Genomic DNA, 22,310 nt, shown 5'->3' on the forward strand with positions numbered 1-22,310 from the left:
TAACCCCGTTAATCGCTTAACTCATTGAATCTAAAGGAGTTTTGCGTTCCGTTGTCGCTGGAAGTGGGGCGCATTATAAGGTGATTCGAGAGGGCGTCAACCGTTTATTTCGGTGTATTGGAATAATAACGGTTGTAGCCGGGCTGAGGCGGCCACCTGCACGCCGTCACCCACCCCTGCCCCGCCCCCGCACAACCCGAGGCAGAACCCTGGAAACCACAGGAACCCTCAATACCATCAGCAAGGCGCCCACACATGCATAGATCGCCCACTCCCTCAGGTCCGAACGCACGATCCACAAATAGTGCAGCAGCCCCAGGCCGAGTATCACATAGACCGAGCGGTGCAGCCTTTTCCAGCGGGCGCCCAGCCGGCGTTGGCTGTAACGGTTCGAGGTAACCGCTAGCGCCAGCAGCCCAATGAACCCGAGCGTACCCACAATAATGTAGGGCCGTTTGCGCAGCTCAACTGCCAGCTGCCCCCAGTCCAGCCCCAAGATGAAGAACAGGTACGCCAGCACGTGCAACACGATGTAGGCAAATACCCACAACCCCAACTGTCGCCGGATCACCACCCAGCCCGCCCAACCGGTGATTCTCTGCAGGGGCGTCATGCTCAGCGTCACCAGCAGGAATGTCAGCGCACCAAGCCCAAGACGGTCCATCAAGATCTTGCCTGGGTCAGGGCCCAGCAGGTTCATCGCTGCCTCATACAGCCACCAACCCGGGAACAGGCAACCCACCGCGAAAATGGCCAGGCGTAACCAGGGGTAGCGCATCAGTAGTTCTTCCGCAGGTCGAGCCCGGCATACAACGACGCCACTTCATCGGCATAACCATTGAACATCTGTGTCTGCCGTACATTCGGGCTGAACAACCCGCTGGGCAGCCGCCGTTCACGTGCCTGGCTCCAGCGAGGGTGGTCCACAGTGGGGTTCACGTTGGCGTAGAAGCCATATTCATCGGGTGCGAGCCCTTCCCAAGTGGTGCCCGGCTGTTCGGCTACCAGGCTGATACGCACGATCGACTTGATGCTCTTGAAACCGTACTTCCACGGCACCACCAGGCGCAGAGGCGCACCGTTCTGGTTGGGCAGCTCACGGCCGTACATGCCGACCGCAAGAATCGCCAGCGGGTGCATTGCCTCATCCAGGCGCAGCCCTTCCCTGTAAGGCCAGTCGATCAGGGCGAAGCCGGACCGCTGCCCAGGCATGTGCTCCGGGTCTTTGAGTGTTTCGAAGCGCACGAAACGCGCTTTGGACGTTGGCTGCACCTGCTTGAGTATCTGGGCCAGCGGAAAGCCCAGCCAGGGTATGACCATCGACCATGCCTCCACGCAGCGCAACCGATAGATACGTTCCTCGAGCTGGTAGGGTTTGACGAAGTCTTCCAGTGCATAGCACCCAGGCTTGGCCACCTCGCCATCGACCACGATGCTCCAGGGCTCGGTTTGCAGGCTGTCGCCATTGGCCGCCGGGTCACCCTTGTCAGGGCCGAACTCATAGAAGTTGTTGTAATGGGTGGCGTCCTTGTAAGGCGTGATCGCCTCTGCGTCAGCCGTTACTGCCTGCCAGCGGGTATCGGGCAGTTTGTCGGTGAACCACCCTGGCGCGCTTCCGGCCTGGACATCGGCATAGCGCGAGGCTTCGGCCGCGCTCGCGCCGCGCGGCAAAGCGCCCAGGGCCAAGCCAGCCAGCGAACCGCCGACAAGCGCACGACGAGAAAGGTAGATGCCTTCGGGTGTGATCTCCGATGCCTTGCACTCGGAAGACCTGGGAAGCTTGATAAGCATGAGCGGCTCCACAGTACTGGATAACGGATGTACCAGTAGGACTATGGAGCCGGAGGGTTATTCCATCATTAAATGTTTGTCACGCCTTTCGCCGGCGTGCCCGCAGCAGGAACTGGATTGGCCCCGAGGCGGCATAGGCGAGGAAGATCAGCAACAGAATGCGCGGCGGGTCACTGAATACCACGGCAAACACCAGCACCACGGCAAGGATGGCCACGAATGGCACACGACCTTTCAGGTCCAGTTCCTTGAAGCTGTTGTACTTGATGTTGCTCACCATCAGCATGCCAGCAGCAGCCACCAGCAGCGCCACCAGGAACGAGAGCTTGGAGCCCTGGATACCATAGTCGCTGAAAGCCCAGACGGTACCGGCAACCACACCTGCAGCCGCCGGGCTGGCCAGGCCGATGAAGTAACGCTTGTCGGCCGTGCCCACCTGTGTATTGAAGCGCGCCAGGCGCAGCGCAGCGCCGGCCACATAGATGAAGGCGACCATCCAGCCGACCTTGCCCATGTCACCCAGTGCCCAGCCGAAGGCGAGCAGTGCCGGGGCCACGCCGAAGGCGACCATGTCGGACAGCGAGTCATACTCGGCGCCAAAGGCGCTTTGTGTGTTGGTCATGCGGGCCACGCGGCCATCGAGGCCGTCAAGCACCATGGCGACGAAAATCGCGATGGCGGCGAATGCGAAATACTTGCTCGCTTCGCGCGGGTCACCGGCACTGAGCGCGCTCTGGGCGCTCATCGAGCTGATGATGGAGTAGAAACCGGCAAACAGGTTGGCGGTGGTGAACAGGTTGGGCAGCAGGTAGATGCCACGGTGGCGCACCTTGCGCCCTTCGGCGTCATGCCCTTCTTCAACGTGCTCATCGACAGGTAGCAGGCTTTCGGCGTCGGAGGGCTTGTTCGGCTCTTCGGGACGTTCGCTCATGGAGGGTACCTTGCAACAGGGTGGAAAAGGTTCGACACGGGCCTGCTAAACAGGTTCTGACGGCAGGCCACTGGTCTGCTTTATACCAGAAGCTGGCTGCCAGAACGAAAAAACGCGGCCGAGGCCGCGTTTTTTAATCATTCGACAAACCTTAGTTCTTGGTCTTGTCGACGATTTTGTTAGCCGAGATCCACGGCATCATCGAACGCAGTTGCTCGCCGATGATTTCGATGCCGTGAGCGGCGTTGTTGCGGCGCTTGGCGGTCATCGATGGGTAGTTGGTAGCACCTTCGGAGATGAACATCTTCGCGTATTCGCCGTCCTGGATGCGCTTGAGTGCATTGCGCATGGCCTTGCGGGATTCTTCGTTGATGACTTCCGGGCCGGTGACGTACTCACCGTATTCGGCGTTGTTGGAGATCGAGTAGTTCATGTTGGCGATGCCGCCTTCGTACATGAGGTCAACGATCAGCTTCAGTTCGTGCAGGCACTCGAAGTAGGCCATTTCAGGCGCGTAGCCTGCTTCGACCAGGGTTTCGAAACCGGCTTTGACCAGCTCGACGGTACCGCCGCACAGAACAGCCTGCTCGCCGAACAGGTCGGTTTCGGTCTCGTCCTTGAAGGTGGTTTCGATGATGCCGGTACGGCCACCACCTACACCCGAAGCGTAGGACAGGGCAACGTTCTTGGCATTGCCGGAGGCGTCCTGGTAGATGGCGATCAGGTCAGGGATACCGCCGCCCTTGACGAACTCGGAACGCACGGTGTGGCCCGGTGCCTTCGGCGCGATCATGATCACGTCGAGGTCTGCACGCGGAACAACCTGGTTGTAGTGGATCGAGAAGCCGTGGGAGAAGGCCAGGGTAGCGCCCTTCTTGATGTTCGGCTCGATTTCGTTCTTGTACAGCGCGCCCTGGAACTCGTCCGGGGTCAGGATCATGACCAGGTCAGCCGCAGCGACAGCGGTGGCAACGTCGGCAACTTTCAGGCCGTGGGCTTCAGCCTTGGCAACGGTAGCCGAACCTTTACGCAGACCGACGGTAACGTCTACACCGGAGTCCTTCAGGTTGCACGCTTGTGCGTGGCCCTGGGAACCGTAGCCGATGATGGCGACTTTCTTGCCCTGGATGATGGAAAGGTCGCAGTCTTTATCGTAGAAAACTTTCATGAAATACCCCTGGTTATATCTCGGCCCCTGCGGAGCCATCGCTAATTTGTTGTTGAATTCAGATGCTGAGCACTTTGTCGCCACGGGCGATGCCGGTAACGCCGCTGCGCACGGTTTCGAGAATCGATGCGGTGCCGATGGCCTGGATGAAGCTGTCCAGTTTGTCGCTGGTCCCACTCAGTTGCACGGTGTACACACTGGCAGTGACATCGACGATCTGGCCACGGAAGATATCCGTGGTGCGCTTGATCTCGGCACGCTGGGCACCGGTGGCCTTGACCTTGACCAGCATCAGTTCGCGCTCGATATGGGCGCTTTCCGACAGATCGACCAGCTTGACCACCTCGACCAGCTTGTTCAGGTTCTTGGTGATCTGTTCGATCACTTCATCATGGCCAACGGTGGTCAGCGTCAGACGCGACAACGTCGGGTCCTCGGTCGGCGCCACGGTCAGGCTTTCGATGTTGTAGTTGCGCTGGGAGAACAGGCCGACCACACGGGACAAGGCACCGGGTTCGTTTTCCAGCAGCAGGGAAATGATATGCCGCATATCAGGTACGCTCCGTCTTGCTCAGCCACATGTCACGCATCGAGCCATCCTTGATCTGCATCGGATAGACGTGCTCGCTGCGGTCGATCGCGATGTCGATGAACACCAGGCGATCCTTCATCGCGAAGGCTTCCTCGAGCTTGGGCTTGAGGTCCTTCAGGCTGGTGATGCGGATACCCACGTGGCCATAGGCCTCGGCCAGCTTGATGAAGTCAGGCAGCGACTCGACATACGAGTGGGAGTGACGACCGTTGTAGGCCATGTCCTGCCACTGGCGCACCATGCCCAGCACGCCGTTGTTCATGTTCACGATCTTGACCGGCAGGCCATACTGCATGCAGGTGGACAGCTCCTGGATATTCATCTGGATGCTGCCTTCACCGGTAACGCAGGCCACGTCCTGGTCCGGGAAGTTGAGCTTGATGCCCATCGCCGCCGGAAAGCCAAAGCCCATGGTGCCCAGGCCACCGGAGTTGATCCAGCGGTTAGGCTTGTTGAAGCGATAGTACTGGGCAGCGAACATCTGGTGCTGGCCCACGTCCGACGTCACGAAAGCATCGCCGTTGGTCACTTCGCACAGGGTCTGGATGACCTTCTGCGGCTTGATGACGTTGCCATCGCCCTTGTCGTACGGGAACAGTTCGCCATCACCGCGCCATTCGTCGATCTGCTTCCACCAGGCGTCCAGCGAGGCCTTGTCAGGCTGCTCGCCGATTTCCTTGAGGATACCGAGCATTTCGCCCAGCACGCTGTCGACCGGGCCTACGATAGGCACATCGGCCTTGATCATCTTGGAGATCGAGGCAGGGTCGATGTCGATGTGGATGATCTTGGCGTTCGGGCAGAACTTGGCCGGGCCGTTGACCACACGGTCGTCGAACCGCGCACCGACTGCAAAGATGACGTCGGCATTGTGCATGGCCATGTTGGCCGTGAAGCTGCCGTGCATACCGAGCATGCCGAGGAACTGGCGGTCGGTACCCGGGAAGCCGCCCAAGCCCATCAGGGTGTTGGTGACCGGCAGGTTCAACGACTTGGCGATTTCCGTCAGGGCCTCAGAGCCACCACCCAGAATCACACCGCCACCGGCATAGACGATCGGGCGCTTGGCCGCCAGCAGCATTTCAGCAGCCTTGCGGATCTGCCCGGAGTGCCCACGGACGGCCGGGCTGTAGGAGCGCAGCTTGACCTTCTTCGGGTAGACGTACTCGAACTTTTCAGCCGGGTTGGTCATATCTTTTGGAATGTCGACCACGACCGGGCCTGGGCGACCGGATTGCGCCAGGTAGAACGCCTTTTTCAGAATCTCCGGGATCTCGGTGGGGTTCTTGATCATGAAGCTGTGCTTCACGATAGGCCGCGAGATACCGATCATGTCGGTTTCCTGGAAGGCATCGGTACCGACCATGGTGCTGGGCACCTGGCCAGACAGGATGACCATCGGGATCGAGTCCATGTAGGCCGTGGCGATGCCAGTGATGGCATTGGTCGCCCCCGGGCCGGACGTTACCAGCACCACGCCGGCCTTGCCGGTGGCGCGGGCGTAGCCGTCCGCCATATGGGTGGCCGCCTGCTCGTGACGAACCAGGATGTGCTCGACTTCCGGTTCTTTGAACAGCGCGTCATAGACATGCAGGAGAGCACCACCAGGGTACCCGTAGATGTGCTTAACGCCTTCGTCACGCAAGAAGCGGACGACCATCTCAGCGCCAGATAAAAGCTCCACGTTGTTCACCTCTAAAACGCCAGAATACCGCCCCAACCGGGCGGGTCTTAATAGGTTTACTGCCAAGCAGAGCATGAGCGAACGTCAGCACTGACTGAGCAAGTATTGGGAGCCCCCAGAGTGTTGCGGGGTTTTCCCACCCAGCGCGAGGTAACGCGTTGCGGGGTGTAACAGGTCGGCGCGGGTGTGCGCCTCATGATCTGCTCAGCGGGTCTGCTTCTGGCAGTCCCTCTAAAGCGGAGATTGGATTCTTGTGATTAAGCGCCTACAAGTCAAGAAAAATTATTGCCAATTTTTCCTCAAGATGAATTCCTGCCACCACTAAAAATCTCTTAAGCAGCAGAAATAATAAGATTTCCACAAAAAAGGGCCACAATCTGCGGCCCTTGAAGGAAAATTGGAAGAAATCAGGCTTTAGCAGCGATCAATTGGTCAAACACTGCCAGCAGCCGGCGCAGCTCCCGGCTTTGCTCGGGCCGGTCGGCAAACACGGTTTCGGCCATTACCAGAATGCCCGAGGCGTTGGGCAGCGGGTGGCCCAGCTCGATGATGATCTTCATGCGAGGCAGGAAAATCCATTGCATCCACTGCTCGAAGCTCAGGGTATCGACGGCGAACGGTACCGTGCTCTCCAGTGCCTCGTCACTCGGCGCTTCATCGCCCCACCAGCCCTGCACCTGCATTTCGCGCTCGATCAGCATCAGGTGATCAGCGATGTCGAGCACCCGCTGCTCGACTGTCACGAACTCACCCGCGCTTTCTGCCGCGCCAATGCAGCACCGGCACTGTCACCCTGCTTGTCGCGGGCCTGGGCAATGGTGTTCCACAACTCGGCCTGCAGGCTGGGGCGGCCATTGGCGTACGTCAGGGCGCGACGGGCCAGCTGCTCGGCTTGCGCCGCATCCCCCTGCGACAGACGCACCTGCGCCAGGCGGTAGAGCACCTGCGGCTCGCGCGGTGCAATGCGCTGCGCCCGCTCCAGGCTCGAGGCGGCGCCGTTGAAGTCGCCGCTGCCCTGCTGCGACTGGGCGGTGGTCAGCAAGGCCAGTACGGGGCCGTCCAACTGCTCGTCAGCCGAAAGCCCGCCACTGGTACTGCTGCGCGGGATGCCGGTCGGCGCGCTGCTGGCCTTGGGGGCGCTCATCGACGCGATGTCGAACGGCTCGTCGGCGATCGGGTTGGGGTCGGTGGCCACGGGCGCCGAGGCAGCCGGCTCCGAAGTGATCGGCCCTGCCGAAACAGGCCCGGTGCTGATGGGCGCTGCGCCGTTGGAGGCTGGGAAGGTCTGGATGCCGGAGGCACCCGCGCCCTGCGGGATCATCACGGTGACCCCGGAGTCTTCAGGCAGGGTTTGCGCTTGCGCGGTGCCCGCGTTGTAGCCGCCGGTCGGGCGTTTGGCCGTGACGCGTTCGCTATTGGATACGCGGGTACTGGAATCGACCACCGGGATATTGCCACGCGGGACGCTGGCGCACCCCTGGAGCACTGCCAGCGCCGTCACGGCAGGAAACAGCCACTTGTTCACGTCACACCTCTTCAATGCAGCCTGTGCTTAATTCATCCAGCCCTTGACCCAGTCCATGACCGACTCAGCCGGATTCTGCTCGCCGCCACAGGCCGCGCCGGCGGGCGGTTCGCTCCCGCGAATATACGGCATCTGCACCGCTCCCGGACAGCTGCTATCCGACCCCTGGCCGCTGTTGGGGTCGATCCACGCCTGCACCACGTTGTCGGGTTGGGGCATGTCCAGAGGCAGCGGGTCCGCCTTCTTCATGAAGCTGGTCCACACCTGCAGCGCACCCGTGGCACCTGTGAACGGGGTCTTGCCATTGTCGTCACGGCCCATCCATACCACCGCCAGCAGGTCCTGGCTGAAACCGGAGAACCAGCTGTCACGGGAATCGTTACTGGTACCGGTCTTGCCGGCCAGGGTCAGCGTGCGCGGCAGGGTGTTGTACACCGAGCGGCCAGTACCTTCGCGCATCACCCGCTGCATGGCGTTCTGCACCAGGTAGATGGCCGCCGGGTCGAAGGTTTGCTGGATCTGGAACGGGTAGCGCTTGAGCGGTTCGCCCTCAGCCGTGAGCACGCTGCGGATACCGCGCATTGGCGTGTTGAAGCCACCGTTGGCAATGGTCTGGTACATGGTCGCCACCTGCACCGGCGACATGCCGCCAGCGCCCAGCAGCATCGCGGGGAATGCTGGCCAGTCAACATCCACCCCGAGGCGACCGATGGTCTTGATCACGTTCGGCACGCCTACTTCCAGGCCAAGCTTGGCGGTGGACAGGTTGTAGGAGTTGGCCAGGCCCTGGTACAGGTAGATGGTGCCGTGTGGACGCCGGTCGTAGTTTTGTGGGCGCCATACCTGGCCGTTGGCGGCTTTGACCGAGAACGGCTCGTCCTGCACCCAGCTGGTGAGCGTGTACTTGCTGGGCTGCTCCAGCGCGGTGAGGTACACCGCCGGCTTGACCAGTGAGCCGATCGGGCGCACCGCATCGATCGCCCGGTTGAAGCCAGCGAAGCCCGCCTGGCGGCTGCCGATCATCGCCTGCACCTCACCGGTTTCCGGGTTGGTGACCACCATCGCCGACTCCACCTCATCGGCACCCTTGCGCCCGGCCAGGCGCTTGAAGGTCTCGTTCATCGAGGTTTCGGCCTTCATCTGCAGGATGGGGTCGAAGCTGGTGAAGATCCGCAGGCCTTCTTCGGTCAAGTCCTCATCGCGGTAATCCTGGCGCAACTGGCGCTTGACCAGGTCCAGGAAGGCCGGGAACGAGCTGTCGGCCAGGCTGCCGCGTGCGGTCACACCCAACGGCATCTTTTTCGCGGCATCCACTTCGGCCTGGCTGGCTACACCTTGTTCGGCAACCAGGTCGAGTACCAGGTTACGCCGGGCCAGTGCGCGGTCCGGGTAACGGCGCGGGTTGTAGTAGGACGGCCCTTTGACCATGCCGACCAGCAGCGCGATCTGGTGCAGCTTGAGCTCCGACAGCGGCTGGCTGAAGAAGAACTGGCTGGCCAGGCCAAACCCATGCACCGCACGCTGGCCGTCCTGGCCGACGAACACCTCGTTGAGGTAGGCCTCGAGGATTTCACGCTTGTCATAGTGCAGCTCAAGCAGCATGGCCATCATGGCTTCAGTGAGCTTGCGGCTCAGGCTGCGCTCGCTGGTGAGGTAGAAGTTTTTCACCAACTGCTGGGTGAGGGTACTGCCGCCCTGGCGCATCGAGCCGGACGAAGTATTGACCCACATGGCCCGGGCGATGGACTTGGGCGAGACACCGAAGTGGCTGTAGAAGTCGCGGTCCTCGGTGGCCACCAGGGTTTCGACCAGGTACTTGGGCACCTGGTCGATCTTGATCAGAATGCGGTCTTCGAGGTTTTTCGGGTAGATACCACCGATCATCAGCGGCTCCAGGCGCACCACGTCAACGGCCTTGCCGTTGGCGCCGGACAGGCCCGCCACATAGTCGCCGGAGAACCGCACCCGCACGAACTGTGCAGGCTCCATCCCCTCATAGAACTGGAAGCCACGGGTATTGAGGTCGACGGTGTTGCCGTTGACCGCTGCCGCGCCGGGGCCGTTGGCGGCACTTTCACGCCGGTAGCCCAGTGCATCGAGCTCGGTCAGGAAGTCGTCCTTGCTCAGCTTCTGCCCGGTGAATAGTTCCAGTGGCCGGGCATACACCTTGGCCGGGATCGTCCAGCGCTTGCCAGAAAACTTTTCCTGGACGACAGCATCGAGGTAAACCGCGAAGCCGGCGACGATCACCAGGGCCACCAGGCTGAGCTTCAAGGCCCAGCCCAGCCAGGCACGGGAGCGGCCGGTCGGGCGTTTTTGAGGGGTACGGGGATTTCGGGTTCGAGTCATGGCGGCGGATTATACGCACTTTACGGAGGCTGGGCAGACGGCCCGGCGGTAGGCAGGGACGGCACCATTGACCATAATGGCGCATTCGAATTCCCTGCCCCCGGAAGGATTGCCCGTGAGCCAAGCCCTGATCAATGCGCTGCAGAACCCCGCCCTGTACCCCCACCCCGTGGAGGGGTTCCAACTCATCGAGACGCATATCTCCTGGGTGCTGCTCACCGGCGAGTTCGCCTACAAGATCAAGAAGCCGATGAACTTCGGCTTTCTCGATTTCACCGGCCTGGACCAGCGCCAGCATTTTTGTAACGAAGAATTGCGCCTGAACCAGCGCCTGACCGAAGGCCTGTACCTGGACGTGCTGCCCATCACCGGCTCTGCCGAGGCCCCCCACCTGGGCGGGGAAGGCCAGGCTATCGAATATGCACTGAAAATGCGCCAGTTCCCCCAAGGCCAGATGCTGTCCACTCTGCAAGCCAATGGCGAACTGACCGCCGAACACATCGACCAGATGGCCCGTCAAATCGCAGAATTCCACCTGCAAGCCCCACGGGTACCGGTTGATCACCCACTGGGCACCCCAGACAGCGTCATGGCGCCCGTGGAACAGAACTTCGAGCAGATTCGCCCGTTCCTGAGTGACGCGGCCGACCTGCAGCAGCTTGACGCCTTGCAAGCCTGGGCGCGCAGCAGCTTTGATCGCTTGCACGGCCTGCTGGAGGAGCGCAAGGCCAATGGCTTCATCCGTGAGTGCCACGGCGATATCCACCTGGGCAATGCCACCTTGATCGACGGCAAGGTGGTGATTTTCGACTGCATCGAGTTCAACGAGCCCTTCCGCCTGACCGACGTCTATGCCGATACCGGTTTCCTGGCCATGGACCTTGAGGACCGTGGGCTCAAGAGCCTGGCGCGGCGCTTCATCAGCCAGTACCTGGAGCTGACCGGCGATTACGAAGGCCTGGAACTGCTTAATTTCTACAAAGCCTACCGTGCGCTGGTAAGGGCCAAGGTCGCCTTGTTCAGCATGCCTGCCGATGCCACCGGCGTGCAGCGCGCAACCACCCTGCGCACCTACCGCAATTACGCCAACCTGGCCGAAAGCTACAGCGCCATCCCTTCGCGCATGCTGGCCATCACCCACGGTGTATCGGCGGTGGGCAAAAGTCACGTCGCCATGCGCATGGTCGAAGCCCTCGGTGCCGTGCGTGTTCGCTCGGACGTAGAACGCAAGCGCCTGTTCGGTGAACAGCAGCAGGCGTCTACCGGCCAACTGAGCGCCGGCATCTATGATCAGGGGGCCAGTGCAGCCACCTATCAGCGCCTTCACCAGCTGGCCGCCACCATTCTGCGTGCAGGTTTCCCGGTAGTACTGGACGCCACCTACCTCAAGCGCGAACAACGCCAGGCTGCGGCAGAGGTGGCCAGCCAGACCGGCGTGCCGTTGCTGATCCTGGATTGCCAGGCCCCGGATGCGGTGATCGCCAGTTGGTTGCAACAGCGCCAGGCCGATGCCAGCGACCCGTCGGACGCCACCTTGGAGGTGATCAAGGCCCAGCAGGCCAGCCGCGAGCCGCTGGACGCCCAGGAAGCCGGGCACAGCATGCCCGTCGATACACAGGTTGGCAGCAGCATGGACCAGGTGATCGAGCAGATCCGCCAGCGCCTGCCAGGGCTCTAACCGCCCAATGCCCCTCGCCGGTACCGATGCCGGCGAGGCATCCCACGCAGCCTTGGCAAAAGGCCGCGCATTTTTCATCCCCCGCTACACTGCTCATTGACCTGCTCGCGATTTATCCACAGGACCCGTTCAGCCATCGCAAGGAGGCTTGATGAACGATGAGTTGCAGCACCTGAAAAACCTTGGCAAAACCTCTGCCCAATGGCTGCATGCAGCCGGCATCCACAGCGTATCCGACCTGCGCAGGCTCGGTGCAGTTGGCGCATATCAAGCGGTAAAGACACGAGGTTTTCGTGCATCCAAGGTGCTGCTGTACGCCATCGAGGGGGCTTTGCTGGACATGCACTGGAACGACCTGCCCCCTGAACGCAAGGAAGCCCTCAACCGCCAACTGGATGCCAAGGCCCCCGCACAAAAAAAAGCAAAATAATCGCAGAAAGGGGATTGACGCTGTAATGAGAATCGTTATGATTATCACAACTGGTCGCGAGACTGGTTGGATAACCTCAGAGCCCCTGGTTCGGACTCTCAGATTATCTCCTCATCAGGCTAATCACGGTTATTGACCCGGCACTTTGCCGGGTCTTTTTTTGCCCAGGATTTTTCAAAGCTGCCTACCCGGCAACGGATCAATCACCTACCGGGCAATGATCAGGGGATGCCCCCGCTCAGGATGCGCCTGCACCAGCACGTCGATCCCATATACCGCCTTCAATGCGGCCGGTGTCAGCACGGCCTGCGGCGTGGAGAATGCATGGCAGCGCCCCTGCTCCAACAACAGGATGCGGTCGCAGTAACGCGCCGCCAGGTTGAGGTCGTGCAGAATCACCAGCACTGCCGCCCCTTGGTCGGCGAAGCGGCGCACCGCATCCAGCGTGGTGTGCTGGTGCAAGGGATCGAGCATCGATGTGGGTTCATCGAGCAACAGGGTGGCGCCGTCCTGCCCCGGCCATAATTGCGCCAGCACCCGAGCAAGGTGCACCCGCTGGCGCTCGCCGCCCGACAGCGCCAGGTAGCTGCGATCGAGCAGGTGCAATGCATCTGCAGCCTGCAGCGCTGCCTCGACGATCTGCGCGTCTCGGCGCTGCCCGGTCGCGTGGGGCAGTCGCCCCATGGCCACCACTTCGTCCACCCTGAAGGCAAAGTCCAGGCTGGCGACCTGTGGCAACACGGCCAGCCGTTGTGCGCGAGCCTGCCCAGGCCAGTCGCCCAGCGCCCTTCCCTGCAAAGTCACGTGGCCACGGTCAGGCTGAAGTTCGCCGCACAGCACGCTCAGCAGGCTGCTCTTGCCGGCACCGTTGGGGCCGAGTACACCGACCACTTGCCCAGGCAGCAACTGCAGGTCAATGCCGTGCAACACCGGCTGGTTGCCCCGGCGCAGGTACAGGCCCTCGACTTGCAGCATCAGGTGCGCCCCCTAATCAGCAGAACCAGAAAAAACGGCGCACCGATAAAGGCGGTGACGATGCCGATGGGCAGTTCCGCTGGGGCGAGCAACAGCCGCGCAACAAGGTCGGCCAGCAGCATCAGCACACCGCCTGCCAGCAGTGAAGCGGGCAACACCACGCGGTGATCCGGCCCTGCCAGCAGCCGCACCAGGTGCGGCACAACCAACCCAACGAACCCGATCAGCCCCGCCGCAGCCACGGCTGCCCCGACGCCCAGCGCCGTACAGAACACCAGCTCGCGCTTCAGCCGCTCCACATCGATACCCAAATGGCGAGCCTCCGACTCACCCAGCAGCAATGCGTTGAGCGCCCCGGCCCGGCGCGGCAACCACGCCGCCACGGCGACAGCCACCAGCAGCAACGGCCACACCCGCTCGTAGCTGGCGCCATTGAGGCTACCAAGGTTCCAGAACGTCAGGGTGCGCAGGGTAGCGTCGTCTGCCAGGTAGCTGAACAGCCCCACGGCAGCCCCCCCGAGCGCCGTCATCGCGACGCCGGCCAGCAACATCGTGGCCACGCTGGTCTGACCGTCGCGTCGCCCTAGTCGATATACCAGTGCAGTGACGGCCAGCCCTCCCAGAAACGCACAGAGCGACAGCAGGTATGGGGCCAGCGCCTCTGGCATGCCCCCCAACCAACTGCCACCGACGATGGCCACCGCCGCCCCTACCGCAGCACCCGCCGCCACACCCACCAGCCCCGGGTCCGCCAACGGGTTGCGGAAAAGCCCCTGCATGGCGACCCCCGACAATGCCAGTACTGCACCTACTGCCAGGCCGAGCAGGGTACGCGGTACACGGATTTGCCCAAGGATCATCTGTGCTTGCTGCAAACCGTCCTCGGCGATAGGCAAACCCAGCAGGCGCAGGCCCGCGCGCAGGGTGTCCAGCAGGGGCAGGCTGACAGGCCCCAGCGCCAGGGACAGCCACACCGAGAGCAGGCACAGCCCGCCCAGGCAGACGAACAAGGTGCGGGGCCGAACACGCGGCCTCATGGGTTGGAGGGGGTTGGAGTTGCCGGGTAGAACGAGGTAGCCAATGCCTGCAGCGTGCTTGGCAGGCGCGGCCCCAACCCTCCCACGAGCAAGGTCGGGTCCAATGACACCAGGCGTTTCTCACGCACAGCGCGTGAAGCGGCCAGTGCCGGGTTTTCTTTCAGCAAGGCTTGTAGAGCCTGCTCATCGGCAAGCGCGCGATCGGAGAACACGATCACATCCGGGTCCAGGGCCGCCAGCGTTTCGTTGGAAAAGTTCTTGTAACCCTGGTGTTCTGCCAGGTTGCGCCCGCCCGCCTGAGTCAGTACCCAGTCCCCCGCAGTGCCTTGCCCTGCAACAAGCGGCTTGGCCCCGGCATGCCCGACCAACAGCAACACACCTGGTGCCGGCCGCTCGGCCTGGGCGTCACGCACCTGCGCGTGAAGGGCATCGAGCTGCTGACGGTAGTTTGCCGCCAAGGCCTGCGCCTGTGCCTGCGCACCCAGTAACTGGCCGAGCCGCGCGAGGTTCTGGTCCACCGCCTGTACCTCAGCCTTGCTTGAAAACAGCTCAACCTGCACACCGGCCTTGCGGATTTGCGTCAGCACCGGCGGCGGTCCCATTTCTTCGGTGCCCACCAGTACATCCGGGCGCAGGCTCAGGATGCCTTCAGCAGACAACTGCCGCTGATACCCTACACTCGGTAGCGCCTTCAACGACGGCGGGTGCTGGCTGGTGGTATCCACACCCACCAGGTGTGCCTCTCCGCCCAGTGCGCTGATCCACTCGCTCAAGGCCCCACCAGCGCTCACCCAGCGTTGGGGCAATTCAGCCGCCAGCCCATGGCCAGAAAGCACAAGGCCAGCGCACAGGGCGAGCGGAGCAAATAGAAAGCGCATCATCGGTTTCCTTTCAAAGGCTGGCCACACGCCTTGTAGCGCGGGGCATTACTGCGCACCATAGGCGGCCGGACGCAGTGAGAACGGGCCATTTGATAATGGTTCGCATTGAAGCGTCAAGCCACCTTCTGTATCACGAGCTTTTCGCCATGCATTACCTTTGCCCCTCCCAAGGCCTGGCCGAAGGCCAAAGCCGCGCTTTCAGCGTAGACGACCTGCTGTTGCTGGGTGTGCGACGACAAGGCCAGGTCTACCTGTACCGCAACAACTGCCCGCACCGGGGCATACCGCTCAACAGCCTCAAGGAGACCTTCCTCGATGACAGTGCCAGCCTTATCTATTGCACGCACCATGGCGCACTGTTTCTGATCGAAACCGGCGAATGCGTGGCCGGGCCCTGCGAGGGCGAGCAATTGCAAGCCCTGGGCTGCGTGGAAAACAGCCAGGGCATCTGGCTCAAGGTGTGAGCAGCACCGGCAGGCGCCGGTCGATGACAATGCCCTCGGCATCCAGGCGCGTGCCATAGGCCAGCACCTCCACCCCGGCGGCTACCGCCGCCTGCAGCGCTTCGGCGTAGGCTGCATCGATTTCCCGAGCCGGGCGCACCGCATCAATGCCGGTCAGGTTGACGCAATAAAACTGCACCGCCCGAATGCCTTGCCGTGCCAGGGTGGCCAGCTCGCGCAGATGCTTGGCACCCCGCTGGGTCACCGCGTCCGGGAACGCCGCCGTTGTACTGTCGGGGTAGCCCAGGGTGACGCTTTTCACTTCGACATAGGCCGGTGCGCCTTCAAACTCCAGGCGAAAGTCGATGCGGCTGCCCTCGTCGCCATAGGCCACTTCCCGGCGCAAGGCGGTGAACCCGGCCAGTTCCACGATGGTGCCTGCACGCAGGGCCTCTTCCACCAGCCCGTTGGCGCGTCCAGTGTTCACGCATGCCAGGCGGCCCTGGGGTGTTTCGCTGATTTCCCAGGTGCCTGGCAACTTGCGCTTGGGGTCGTTGGAGCGGCTGAACCACACCCGCCCACCTTCACCCATGCAATTGAGCATCGAGCCCGTGTTCGGGCAGTGGAGGGTCATCAGCTCGCCACTGGCTGTTTCGATATCCGCCAGAAACCGCTTGTAGCGGCGCAGCAGGCGGCCTTCTTCGAGTGCTGGAGAAAACCGCATCAGCCTTGCCAGCTCTGCAAGCCACGGGCGATTCGCTGCACGGCTTGTTCCAGACGCGCCAGGTTCTGGGTGTAGGCAAAGCGCACATGATGGCCGGCCAGGTGGCGACCAAAGTCCAGCCCCGGCGTGAAAGCGACGTGCTCGGTTTCCAGAAAATGCCGGCAGAAGGCGAATGCGTCCCCACCGAACGCACTGATGTCGGCGTACAGATAGAACGCGCCCTGGGGTTCAACGGCAATGCCGAAGCCCAATTCACGCAATGCCGGCAGCAGGTAATCCCGCCGGCGGGCAAACTCGGCGCGGCGCGTTTCGAAAATGGCCAGGGCTTCGGGTTCGAAACATGCCAGTGCCGCATGCTGAGCCATGCTGGGCGCACTGATGTAGAGGTTTTGCGCCAGTTTCTCGAGGTCGGCAACGGCCGCCGGCGGCGCCACCAGCCAGCCAAGGCGCCAGCCGGTCATACCGAAATATTTGGAAAAACTGTTCAGCACGAACGCCGAGTCATCCACCTCCAGCACGCTTGCGGCATCCATACCGTAGGTCAGGCCATGGTAAATCTCGTCCACCACCAGGTGCCCATGGCGCTCGCGTGTGGCACCGGCCAGGCTGGCCAGTTCGTCACGGCCCAGCACTGTACCCGTAGGGTTGGCAGGCGACGCCACCAGGGCGCCCACCGTGTTCTCGTCCCAATGCTGGTGCACCAGCCCCGCCGTCAACTGGTAGTTCACCTCTGGCCCCACGGGCACCAGCTGCGCCGCGCCCTCGACCAGGCGCAGAAAGTGGCGATTGCAGGGGTAGCCCGGGTCTGCCAGCAACCAGTGTTTGCCGGGGTCTACCAGCAAGCTGCTGGCCAGCAACAAAGCACCCGAACCGCCTGGGGTGATCAGGATGCGCTCGGGGTCGATGCTCAGGCCGTAACGCTGGCCATAGAAGCCGGCGATGGCCTGTCGCAGTGCGGGCAGGCCACGGGCCGCCGTGTAGCGGGTATGCCCCGCTGCCAGGGCCGCCTGGCCGGCCGCGACGATGGGGGCGGCCGTGGTGAAGTCCGGCTCGCCGATCTCCAGGTGGATCACATCATGGCCCTCTGCCTGCAGCTCGTTGGCCCGAGCCAGCAGCGCCATGACATGGAAGGGTTCGATGGCGCGGCTGCGCGCACTGTAGGGGTGAGCCATGTCCTTCTCTCAATTGCAGACTAAACTGCAGATTCTACCCCTGTGAACGATCGAACGTCCCGCTCGCGCGGCTGTCAGTAAGCAGGATCGGGCGGGGTAGCGCACCCCCGATGTATCTGGTAAGTTCGGCGGCTCGCAGTCGCAGGGCCGGCGGTCGCCGGAGACGGAGCATCCTGCGCATTGGATCAGATGAGTGAGAGGCGGTCTATTCATGTCCACCGTAGAAAAGCAAAAAACCGGTCAAACCATGTACGGTGTCGAGCCCTATAAAGAGACCAAAGGCGAAGAGTACATGGGCGAGCCCATGCGCATGCACTTCACCAAGATTCTCACTGGCTGGAAGCAGGAGCTGATGATCGGCGTCGACAAGACCGTCGACCATATGAAGGAAGAGGCAGCCAACTTCGCGGACCCTGCAGACCGTGCATCCCAGGAAGAGGAATTTGCCCTGGAACTGCGCAACCGCGACCGCGAGCGCAAGCTGATCAAGAAAATCGACAAGACCCTGCAAAAGATTCAGGACGAAGAGTACGGCTGGTGTGAATCCTGCGGCATCGAAATCGGCCTGCGCCGTCTCGAGGCCCGCCCGACCGCCGATCTGTGCTTCGACTGCAAGGAAATTGCCGAGAAGAAGGAAAAGACTGTCGGCAAAGGCTGACCGTCTTTTCATCCGAACAGGGCGCATCATGCGCCCTGTTTCATTTATATGCCCAGCCAGACCATGACCGACTCCCGATACATTGGGCGCTTCGCCCCAACGCCCAGTGGTTTTCTCCATTTCGGCTCGCTGGTGGCTGCCCTCGCCTCCTGGCTCGACGCACGTGCAGTCAACGGCCGCTGGCTGCTGCGCATGGAAGACACCGACCCCCCAAGGGAAATGCCCGGCGCCCGCGATGCCATCCTGCAGACCCTGGAGCGTTACGGCCTGGAGTGGGACGGCGAAGTGGTATTCCAGAGCGAGCGGCATGAGGCTTATGCCAATGTGGTTGACCGCCTGTTCAACATGGGGCTGGCGTATGCCTGCACCTGCTCGCGCAAGCAGCTGGAAGGCTACAACGGCATCTACCCGGGCTTTTGCCGTAACGCCGGGTACAGCCGCGAGGGCGCGGCCATCCGGCTGCGCGTACCCGAGCTGATCTACCGCTTCACCGACCGGGTACAAGGGCCGTTCCAGCAGCATCTGGGCCGTGAGGTGGGGGACTTCGTGATCCAGCGCCGTGATGGCTTGTACGCCTATCAACTGGCCGTGGTACTGGACGATGCCTGGCAGGGGGTGACCGACATCGTGCGCGGTGCCGACCTGCTCGACAACACCCCGCGCCAGCTTTACCTGCAAGAGTTGCTGGGCTTTTCGCAACCGCGCTACCTGCACATTCCGCTGATCGTGCAGCCGGATGGGCACAAGCTGGGCAAGTCGTACCGCTCGCCGCCATTGCAGGCCGAGCAGGCCACCCCGCTGTTGCTGCGGGCGCTGCGGGCACTGGGGCAAGAGGCGCCCCCTGAACTGCTGTTGGCCACACCGGCGCAGGTGTTGGCAGTGGCCCGCGAGCAATGGCGGCCGCAGGCAATCGCGCAGCGGACCACGGTGCCCGAAGCGGATTTACACTAGCCGGCCATGTGGTTCCGCGGGGGCGGGCTCGCCCGCGACCGGCCCGCCACACGCAAGCCACACAGAAATAAAAAGCCCAGCAAATTCAAACCCTTGGCTAACACCATCGATTCCCGCTAGCATCCGCCCAGCCATTTGCGCCAATAATAGGTTCACGCCCTCAGCGCCCAACCCTCGAGGCCAGCATGTACATCTATCGTTTGGTCCTGCTTCTGGTCGTGGGGATCTACCTGTTCTCCCCGGCCATCATGGACTGGTGGATCGAACCGACCGGAGCCTGGTACCGCCCCTACCTGCTCTGGCTGATCCTGATCGTCGTCACCTTCATCCTGCAGAGCCAACGAGATGCCGATGAGCTTTAGCCTCACCCAGATGATCCTGATCAGCGCCGGCTACCTCATGGTGCTGTTCGGCGTGGCCTGGGTCAGCGAGCGGGGGCTGATCCCGCGCTCGATCATCCGCCATCCACTGACCTACACCCTGTCGCTGGGCGTCTACGCCAGCGCCTGGGCGTTCTACGGTTCGGTGGGGCTCGCCTACCAATACGGTTATGGTTTTCTGGCCTGTTACCTGGGGGTTTCGGGGGCATTCCTGCTGGCGCCTGTGCTGCTGTACCCGATTCTGAAGATCACCCGCACCTACCAGCTGTCTTCGCTGGCCGACCTGCTGGCGTTTCGTTTCCGCAGTACCTGGGCGGGCGCCCTCACCACCGTCATCATGCTGATCGGCGTACTGCCATTGCTGGCCCTGCAGATCCAGGCGGTGGCGGACTCCATCAGTATCCTCACGGGTGAACCGGTCAAGGCCAGGGTAGCCCTGGCATTCTGTGCATTGATCACCTTGTTCACCATCTTTTTCGGCTCACGGCACATTGCCACCCGCGAAAAGCACGAAGGCCTGGTGTTCGCCATCGCCTTCGAGTCGGTGATCAAGCTGCTGGCCCTGGGCGGTATCGGCCTGTACGCCCTGTATGGCGTGTTCGGTGGCCCGCACGGGCTGGAAGTGTGGCTGCTGCAGAACCAGACGGCCCTGGCCGCCCTGCACACACCGCTGCAGGAAGGCCCATGGCGCACCCTGCTGCTGGTGTTCTTCGCCTCGGCCATCGTCATGCCGCACATGTACCACATGGCGTTTACTGAAAACCTCAACCCGCGCTCGCTGGTCAGTGCCAGCTGGGGCCTGCCCCTGTTCCTGCTGCTGATGAGCCTGGCGGTGCCACTGGTGCTGTGGGCCGGGCTGCGCCTGGGGGCCAGTACCAACCCGGAATACTTCACCCTGGGGCTAGGCATTGCTGCCAATAACCAGGCCCTGGCGTTGCTGGCCTATGTGGGCGGGTTGTCGGCGGCCAGTGGCCTGATCATCGTCACGACCCTGGCGCTGTCGGGTATGGCCCTCAACCACCTCGTACTGCCGCTGTACCAGCCGCCGGCCGAGGGCAACATCTACCGCTGGTTGAAGTGGACTCGCCGGGCGCTGATCGTTGCCATCATCACCGCCGGCTTCATGTTCTACCTCACCCAGAGCAACCACCAGAGCCTGGCCAACCTCGGCATCGTCGCCTTCGTCGCCACCTTGCAGTTCCTGCCAGGCGTGCTCTCGGTGCTGTACTGGCCTACGGCCAACCGTCGCGGGTTCATTGCCGGGCTGCTGGCCGGCACCCTGGTATGGATGGGCACCATGCTGTTACCGCTGCTGGGTAACCTGCAAGGCTTCTACATCCCGCTGCTGGACATGATCTACGTACTGGATGACACCAGTTGGCACATGGCCGCCATCGCTTCGCTGGCCGCCAACGTGCTGCTGTTCACCCTGATCTCGCTGTTCACCAACGCCAGTAACGAGGAGATGGGCGCGGCCGAAGCCTGCGCCGTGGACAACGTACGCCGCCCTCAGCGCCGCGAGCTGCACGCCGCCTCCCCGCAGGAATTCGCCACCCAGCTGGCCAAACCCCTGGGTGCCAAGGCCGCGCAAAAAGAGGTGGAGCAGGCGTTGCGCGACCTGTACCTGCCGTTCGACGAGCGCCGCCCGTATGCGCTGCGCCGTTTGCGCGATCGCATCGAGGCCAACCTGTCAGGCCTGATGGGGCCGAGCGTGGCGCAGGACATGGTCGAGACGTTCCTGCCCTACAAGTCCGGTAACGATAACTACGTGACCGAGGACATCCACTTCATCGAAAGCCGGCTCGAGGACTACCACTCACGCCTCACCGGCCTTGCCGCCGAACTCGACGCCCTGCGCCGCTACCATCGCCAGACCTTGCAAGAGCTGCCCATGGGTGTTTGCTCGCTGGCCAAGGACCAGGAGATCCTGATGTGGAACAAGGCCATGGAGGAGCTGACCGGCATCGCCGCCAAGCATGTGGTGGGTTCGCGCCTGATCACCATCGACGAACCCTGGCGCGGGTTGCTGCTGGGCTTCATCAACGTCCCCGACGAACACCTGCACAAGCAGCGCCTGGCCCTCGATGGCCAACCGCGCTGGCTGAACCTGCACAAAGCTGCCATCGACGAGCCGCTGGCCCCGGGTAACAGCGGCCTGGTGCTGCTGGTGGAAGACCTCACCGACACCCAGGCGCTGGAGGACAAGCTGGTGCACTCCGAGCGCCTGGCCAGCATCGGCCGCCTGGCGGCGGGTGTGGCGCACGAAATCGGCAACCCCATCACTGGCATTGCCTGCCTCGCCCAGAACCTGCGCGAAGAGCGCGAAGGCGACGGCGAAATCATCGAGTTGTCCAGCCAGATCCTTGAACAGACCAAGCGTGTCTCGCGCATCGTGCAGTTGCTGATGAGCTTTGCCCATGCGGGCGGCAGCCACCAGAACAGCGAGGAGCCCGTGTGCCTGGCGGAGGTGGCGCAGGACGCCATTGGCCTGCTGGCCCTGAACCGGCGCAATTTCGAGGTGCAGTTCTTCAACCTGTGCGACCCGGACCACTGGGCCGAAGGCGACCCACAGCGCCTGGCGCAGGTACTGATCAACCTGCTGTCCAACGCCCGTGATGCTTCGCCGCCCGGCAGCGCCGTGCGGGTGCGCAGTACCGCGTGCGAGCACACCGTTGACCTGATCGTCGAAGACGAAGGCAGCGGTATCCCGAAGAACATCATGGACCGCCTCTTCGAACCGTTCTTCACCACCAAGGACCCGGGCGAGGGAACCGGACTGGGGCTCGCGCTGGTCTATTCCATCGTGGAAGAGCATTATGGACAAATTACCATCGACAGCCCGGCCGACACCGAACGGCAACGTGGCACACGGATCCGCGTGACCCTGCCCCGGCATGTCGTAGCGACGTCCCCTGACATTCGAGACCGTCGAGAGAATTGA

At 62.5% G+C, this 22,310-nt stretch carries 21 protein-coding genes; 7 read left to right on the plus strand and 14 right to left on the minus strand.

Annotated features, from left to right (window positions below):
* Positions 1-166: 166 nt before the first annotated feature.
* The 9 genes from msrQ to mrcB form a co-directional block, all read right to left on the minus strand.
* Positions 167-778: a protein-methionine-sulfoxide reductase heme-binding subunit MsrQ gene (gene msrQ / locus PPA02S_RS11525; RefSeq protein ID WP_028632590.1), complete on the minus strand. Its 612-nt coding sequence runs from the start codon at positions 776-778 to the stop codon at positions 167-169.
* Positions 778-1,791, minus strand: a complete 1,014-nt coding sequence (gene msrP / locus PPA02S_RS11530) for a protein-methionine-sulfoxide reductase catalytic subunit MsrP (protein WP_028632591.1) — start codon at positions 1,789-1,791, stop codon at positions 778-780. Before msrP ends, msrQ begins: the two co-directional genes overlap by 1 nt.
* A 79-nt stretch (positions 1,792-1,870) precedes the next feature.
* Positions 1,871-2,722, minus strand: coding sequence for a CDP-diacylglycerol--serine O-phosphatidyltransferase (gene pssA / locus PPA02S_RS11535; RefSeq protein WP_028632592.1), 852 nt, complete (start codon positions 2,720-2,722; stop codon positions 1,871-1,873).
* 151 nt (positions 2,723-2,873) lie between these two features.
* Complete coding sequence (ilvC, locus tag PPA02S_RS11540) at positions 2,874-3,890, minus strand: ketol-acid reductoisomerase (RefSeq protein ID WP_003250043.1); 1,017 nt, start codon at positions 3,888-3,890, stop codon at positions 2,874-2,876.
* A gap of 58 nt (positions 3,891-3,948) precedes the next feature.
* Complete coding sequence (ilvN, locus tag PPA02S_RS11545) at positions 3,949-4,440, minus strand: acetolactate synthase small subunit (protein WP_003250040.1); 492 nt, start codon at positions 4,438-4,440, stop codon at positions 3,949-3,951.
* Between the two features lies 1 nt (position 4,441).
* Positions 4,442-6,166, minus strand: a complete 1,725-nt coding sequence (locus tag PPA02S_RS11550; RefSeq protein WP_028632593.1) for an acetolactate synthase 3 large subunit — start codon at positions 6,164-6,166, stop codon at positions 4,442-4,444.
* A gap of 407 nt (positions 6,167-6,573) precedes the next feature.
* Positions 6,574-6,909 carry a YqcC family protein gene (locus tag PPA02S_RS11555; protein WP_028632594.1) on the minus strand — a complete coding sequence of 112 codons (336 nt, stop codon included), beginning with the start codon at positions 6,907-6,909 and terminating at the stop codon, positions 6,574-6,576.
* Positions 6,906-7,691, minus strand: a complete 786-nt coding sequence (locus PPA02S_RS11560) for a tetratricopeptide repeat protein (RefSeq protein ID WP_028632595.1) — start codon at positions 7,689-7,691, stop codon at positions 6,906-6,908. The genes PPA02S_RS11555 and PPA02S_RS11560 overlap by 4 nt, the downstream gene beginning before the upstream one ends.
* A gap of 27 nt (positions 7,692-7,718) precedes the next feature.
* Positions 7,719-10,040: a penicillin-binding protein 1B gene (mrcB, locus tag PPA02S_RS11565; protein WP_028632596.1), complete on the minus strand. Its 2,322-nt coding sequence runs from the start codon at positions 10,038-10,040 to the stop codon at positions 7,719-7,721.
* Positions 10,041-10,155: 115 nt separating this feature from the next.
* On the opposite strand from mrcB, the gene PPA02S_RS11570 reads away from it, so the two are divergent.
* A complete protein-coding gene (locus PPA02S_RS11570; RefSeq protein WP_028632597.1) occupies positions 10,156-11,718 on the plus strand; it encodes a bifunctional aminoglycoside phosphotransferase/ATP-binding protein in 1,563 nt (520 codons plus the stop codon).
* 151 nt (positions 11,719-11,869) lie between these two features.
* Complete coding sequence (locus PPA02S_RS11575; protein ID WP_028632598.1) at positions 11,870-12,148, plus strand: TfoX/Sxy family protein; 279 nt, start codon at positions 11,870-11,872, stop codon at positions 12,146-12,148.
* Between the two features lie 207 nt (positions 12,149-12,355).
* Here PPA02S_RS11575 and PPA02S_RS11580 read toward each other — a convergent pair whose 3' ends face one another.
* From PPA02S_RS11580 to PPA02S_RS11590, 3 genes are read right to left on the minus strand one after another with little or no spacing between them, the layout of a single operon-like run.
* Positions 12,356-13,123 carry a heme ABC transporter ATP-binding protein gene (locus PPA02S_RS11580; RefSeq protein ID WP_028632599.1) on the minus strand — a complete coding sequence of 256 codons (768 nt, stop codon included), beginning with the start codon at positions 13,121-13,123 and terminating at the stop codon, positions 12,356-12,358.
* On the minus strand, positions 13,123-14,106 hold the full coding sequence (locus tag PPA02S_RS11585; RefSeq protein WP_161629580.1) for a FecCD family ABC transporter permease: 984 nt from the start codon (positions 14,104-14,106) through the stop codon (positions 13,123-13,125). Before PPA02S_RS11585 ends, PPA02S_RS11580 begins: the two co-directional genes overlap by 1 nt.
* Positions 14,107-14,156: 50 nt before the next feature.
* Positions 14,157-15,041: a heme/hemin ABC transporter substrate-binding protein gene (locus PPA02S_RS11590; protein ID WP_028632601.1), complete on the minus strand. Its 885-nt coding sequence runs from the start codon at positions 15,039-15,041 to the stop codon at positions 14,157-14,159.
* 146 nt (positions 15,042-15,187) lie between these two features.
* Here PPA02S_RS11590 and PPA02S_RS11595 point away from each other — a divergent pair, with 146 nt between their 5' ends.
* Positions 15,188-15,505, plus strand: a complete 318-nt coding sequence (locus tag PPA02S_RS11595; RefSeq protein WP_028632602.1) for a Rieske (2Fe-2S) protein — start codon at positions 15,188-15,190, stop codon at positions 15,503-15,505.
* Here PPA02S_RS11595 and sfsA read toward each other — a convergent pair.
* Both sfsA and PPA02S_RS11605 read right to left on the minus strand, forming a co-directional pair.
* The gene (gene sfsA, locus PPA02S_RS11600) at positions 15,495-16,208 is read right to left on the minus strand and encodes a DNA/RNA nuclease SfsA (protein WP_028632603.1); all 714 of its coding nucleotides are present in this window, start codon (positions 16,206-16,208) and stop codon (positions 15,495-15,497) included. The two genes, PPA02S_RS11595 and sfsA, sit on opposite strands and share 11 nt — an antisense overlap.
* Positions 16,208-17,380 carry a pyridoxal phosphate-dependent aminotransferase gene (locus tag PPA02S_RS11605; RefSeq protein WP_028632604.1) on the minus strand — a complete coding sequence of 391 codons (1,173 nt, stop codon included), beginning with the start codon at positions 17,378-17,380 and terminating at the stop codon, positions 16,208-16,210. The genes sfsA and PPA02S_RS11605 overlap by 1 nt, the downstream gene beginning before the upstream one ends.
* 211 nt (positions 17,381-17,591) lie before the next feature.
* Here PPA02S_RS11605 and dksA point away from each other — a divergent pair, with 211 nt between their 5' ends.
* From dksA to PPA02S_RS11625, 4 genes are all read left to right on the plus strand, one after another.
* Positions 17,592-18,038: an RNA polymerase-binding protein DksA gene (gene dksA / locus PPA02S_RS11610; protein ID WP_028632605.1), complete on the plus strand. Its 447-nt coding sequence runs from the start codon at positions 17,592-17,594 to the stop codon at positions 18,036-18,038.
* Between the two features lie 63 nt (positions 18,039-18,101).
* Positions 18,102-18,989 carry a tRNA glutamyl-Q(34) synthetase GluQRS gene (gene gluQRS, locus PPA02S_RS11615; RefSeq protein ID WP_028632606.1) on the plus strand — a complete coding sequence of 296 codons (888 nt, stop codon included), beginning with the start codon at positions 18,102-18,104 and terminating at the stop codon, positions 18,987-18,989.
* 185 nt (positions 18,990-19,174) lie between these two features.
* The gene (locus tag PPA02S_RS23035) at positions 19,175-19,351 is read left to right on the plus strand and encodes a hypothetical protein (protein ID WP_003250005.1); all 177 of its coding nucleotides are present in this window, start codon (positions 19,175-19,177) and stop codon (positions 19,349-19,351) included.
* Positions 19,335-22,310 carry a sensor histidine kinase gene (locus PPA02S_RS11625; protein ID WP_028632607.1) on the plus strand — a complete coding sequence of 992 codons (2,976 nt, stop codon included), beginning with the start codon at positions 19,335-19,337 and terminating at the stop codon, positions 22,308-22,310. The genes PPA02S_RS23035 and PPA02S_RS11625 overlap by 17 nt, the downstream gene beginning before the upstream one ends.

This window comes from Pseudomonas parafulva NBRC 16636 = DSM 17004 (assembly GCF_000730645.1).
Taxonomy (GTDB): domain Bacteria; phylum Pseudomonadota; class Gammaproteobacteria; order Pseudomonadales; family Pseudomonadaceae; genus Aquipseudomonas; species Aquipseudomonas parafulva.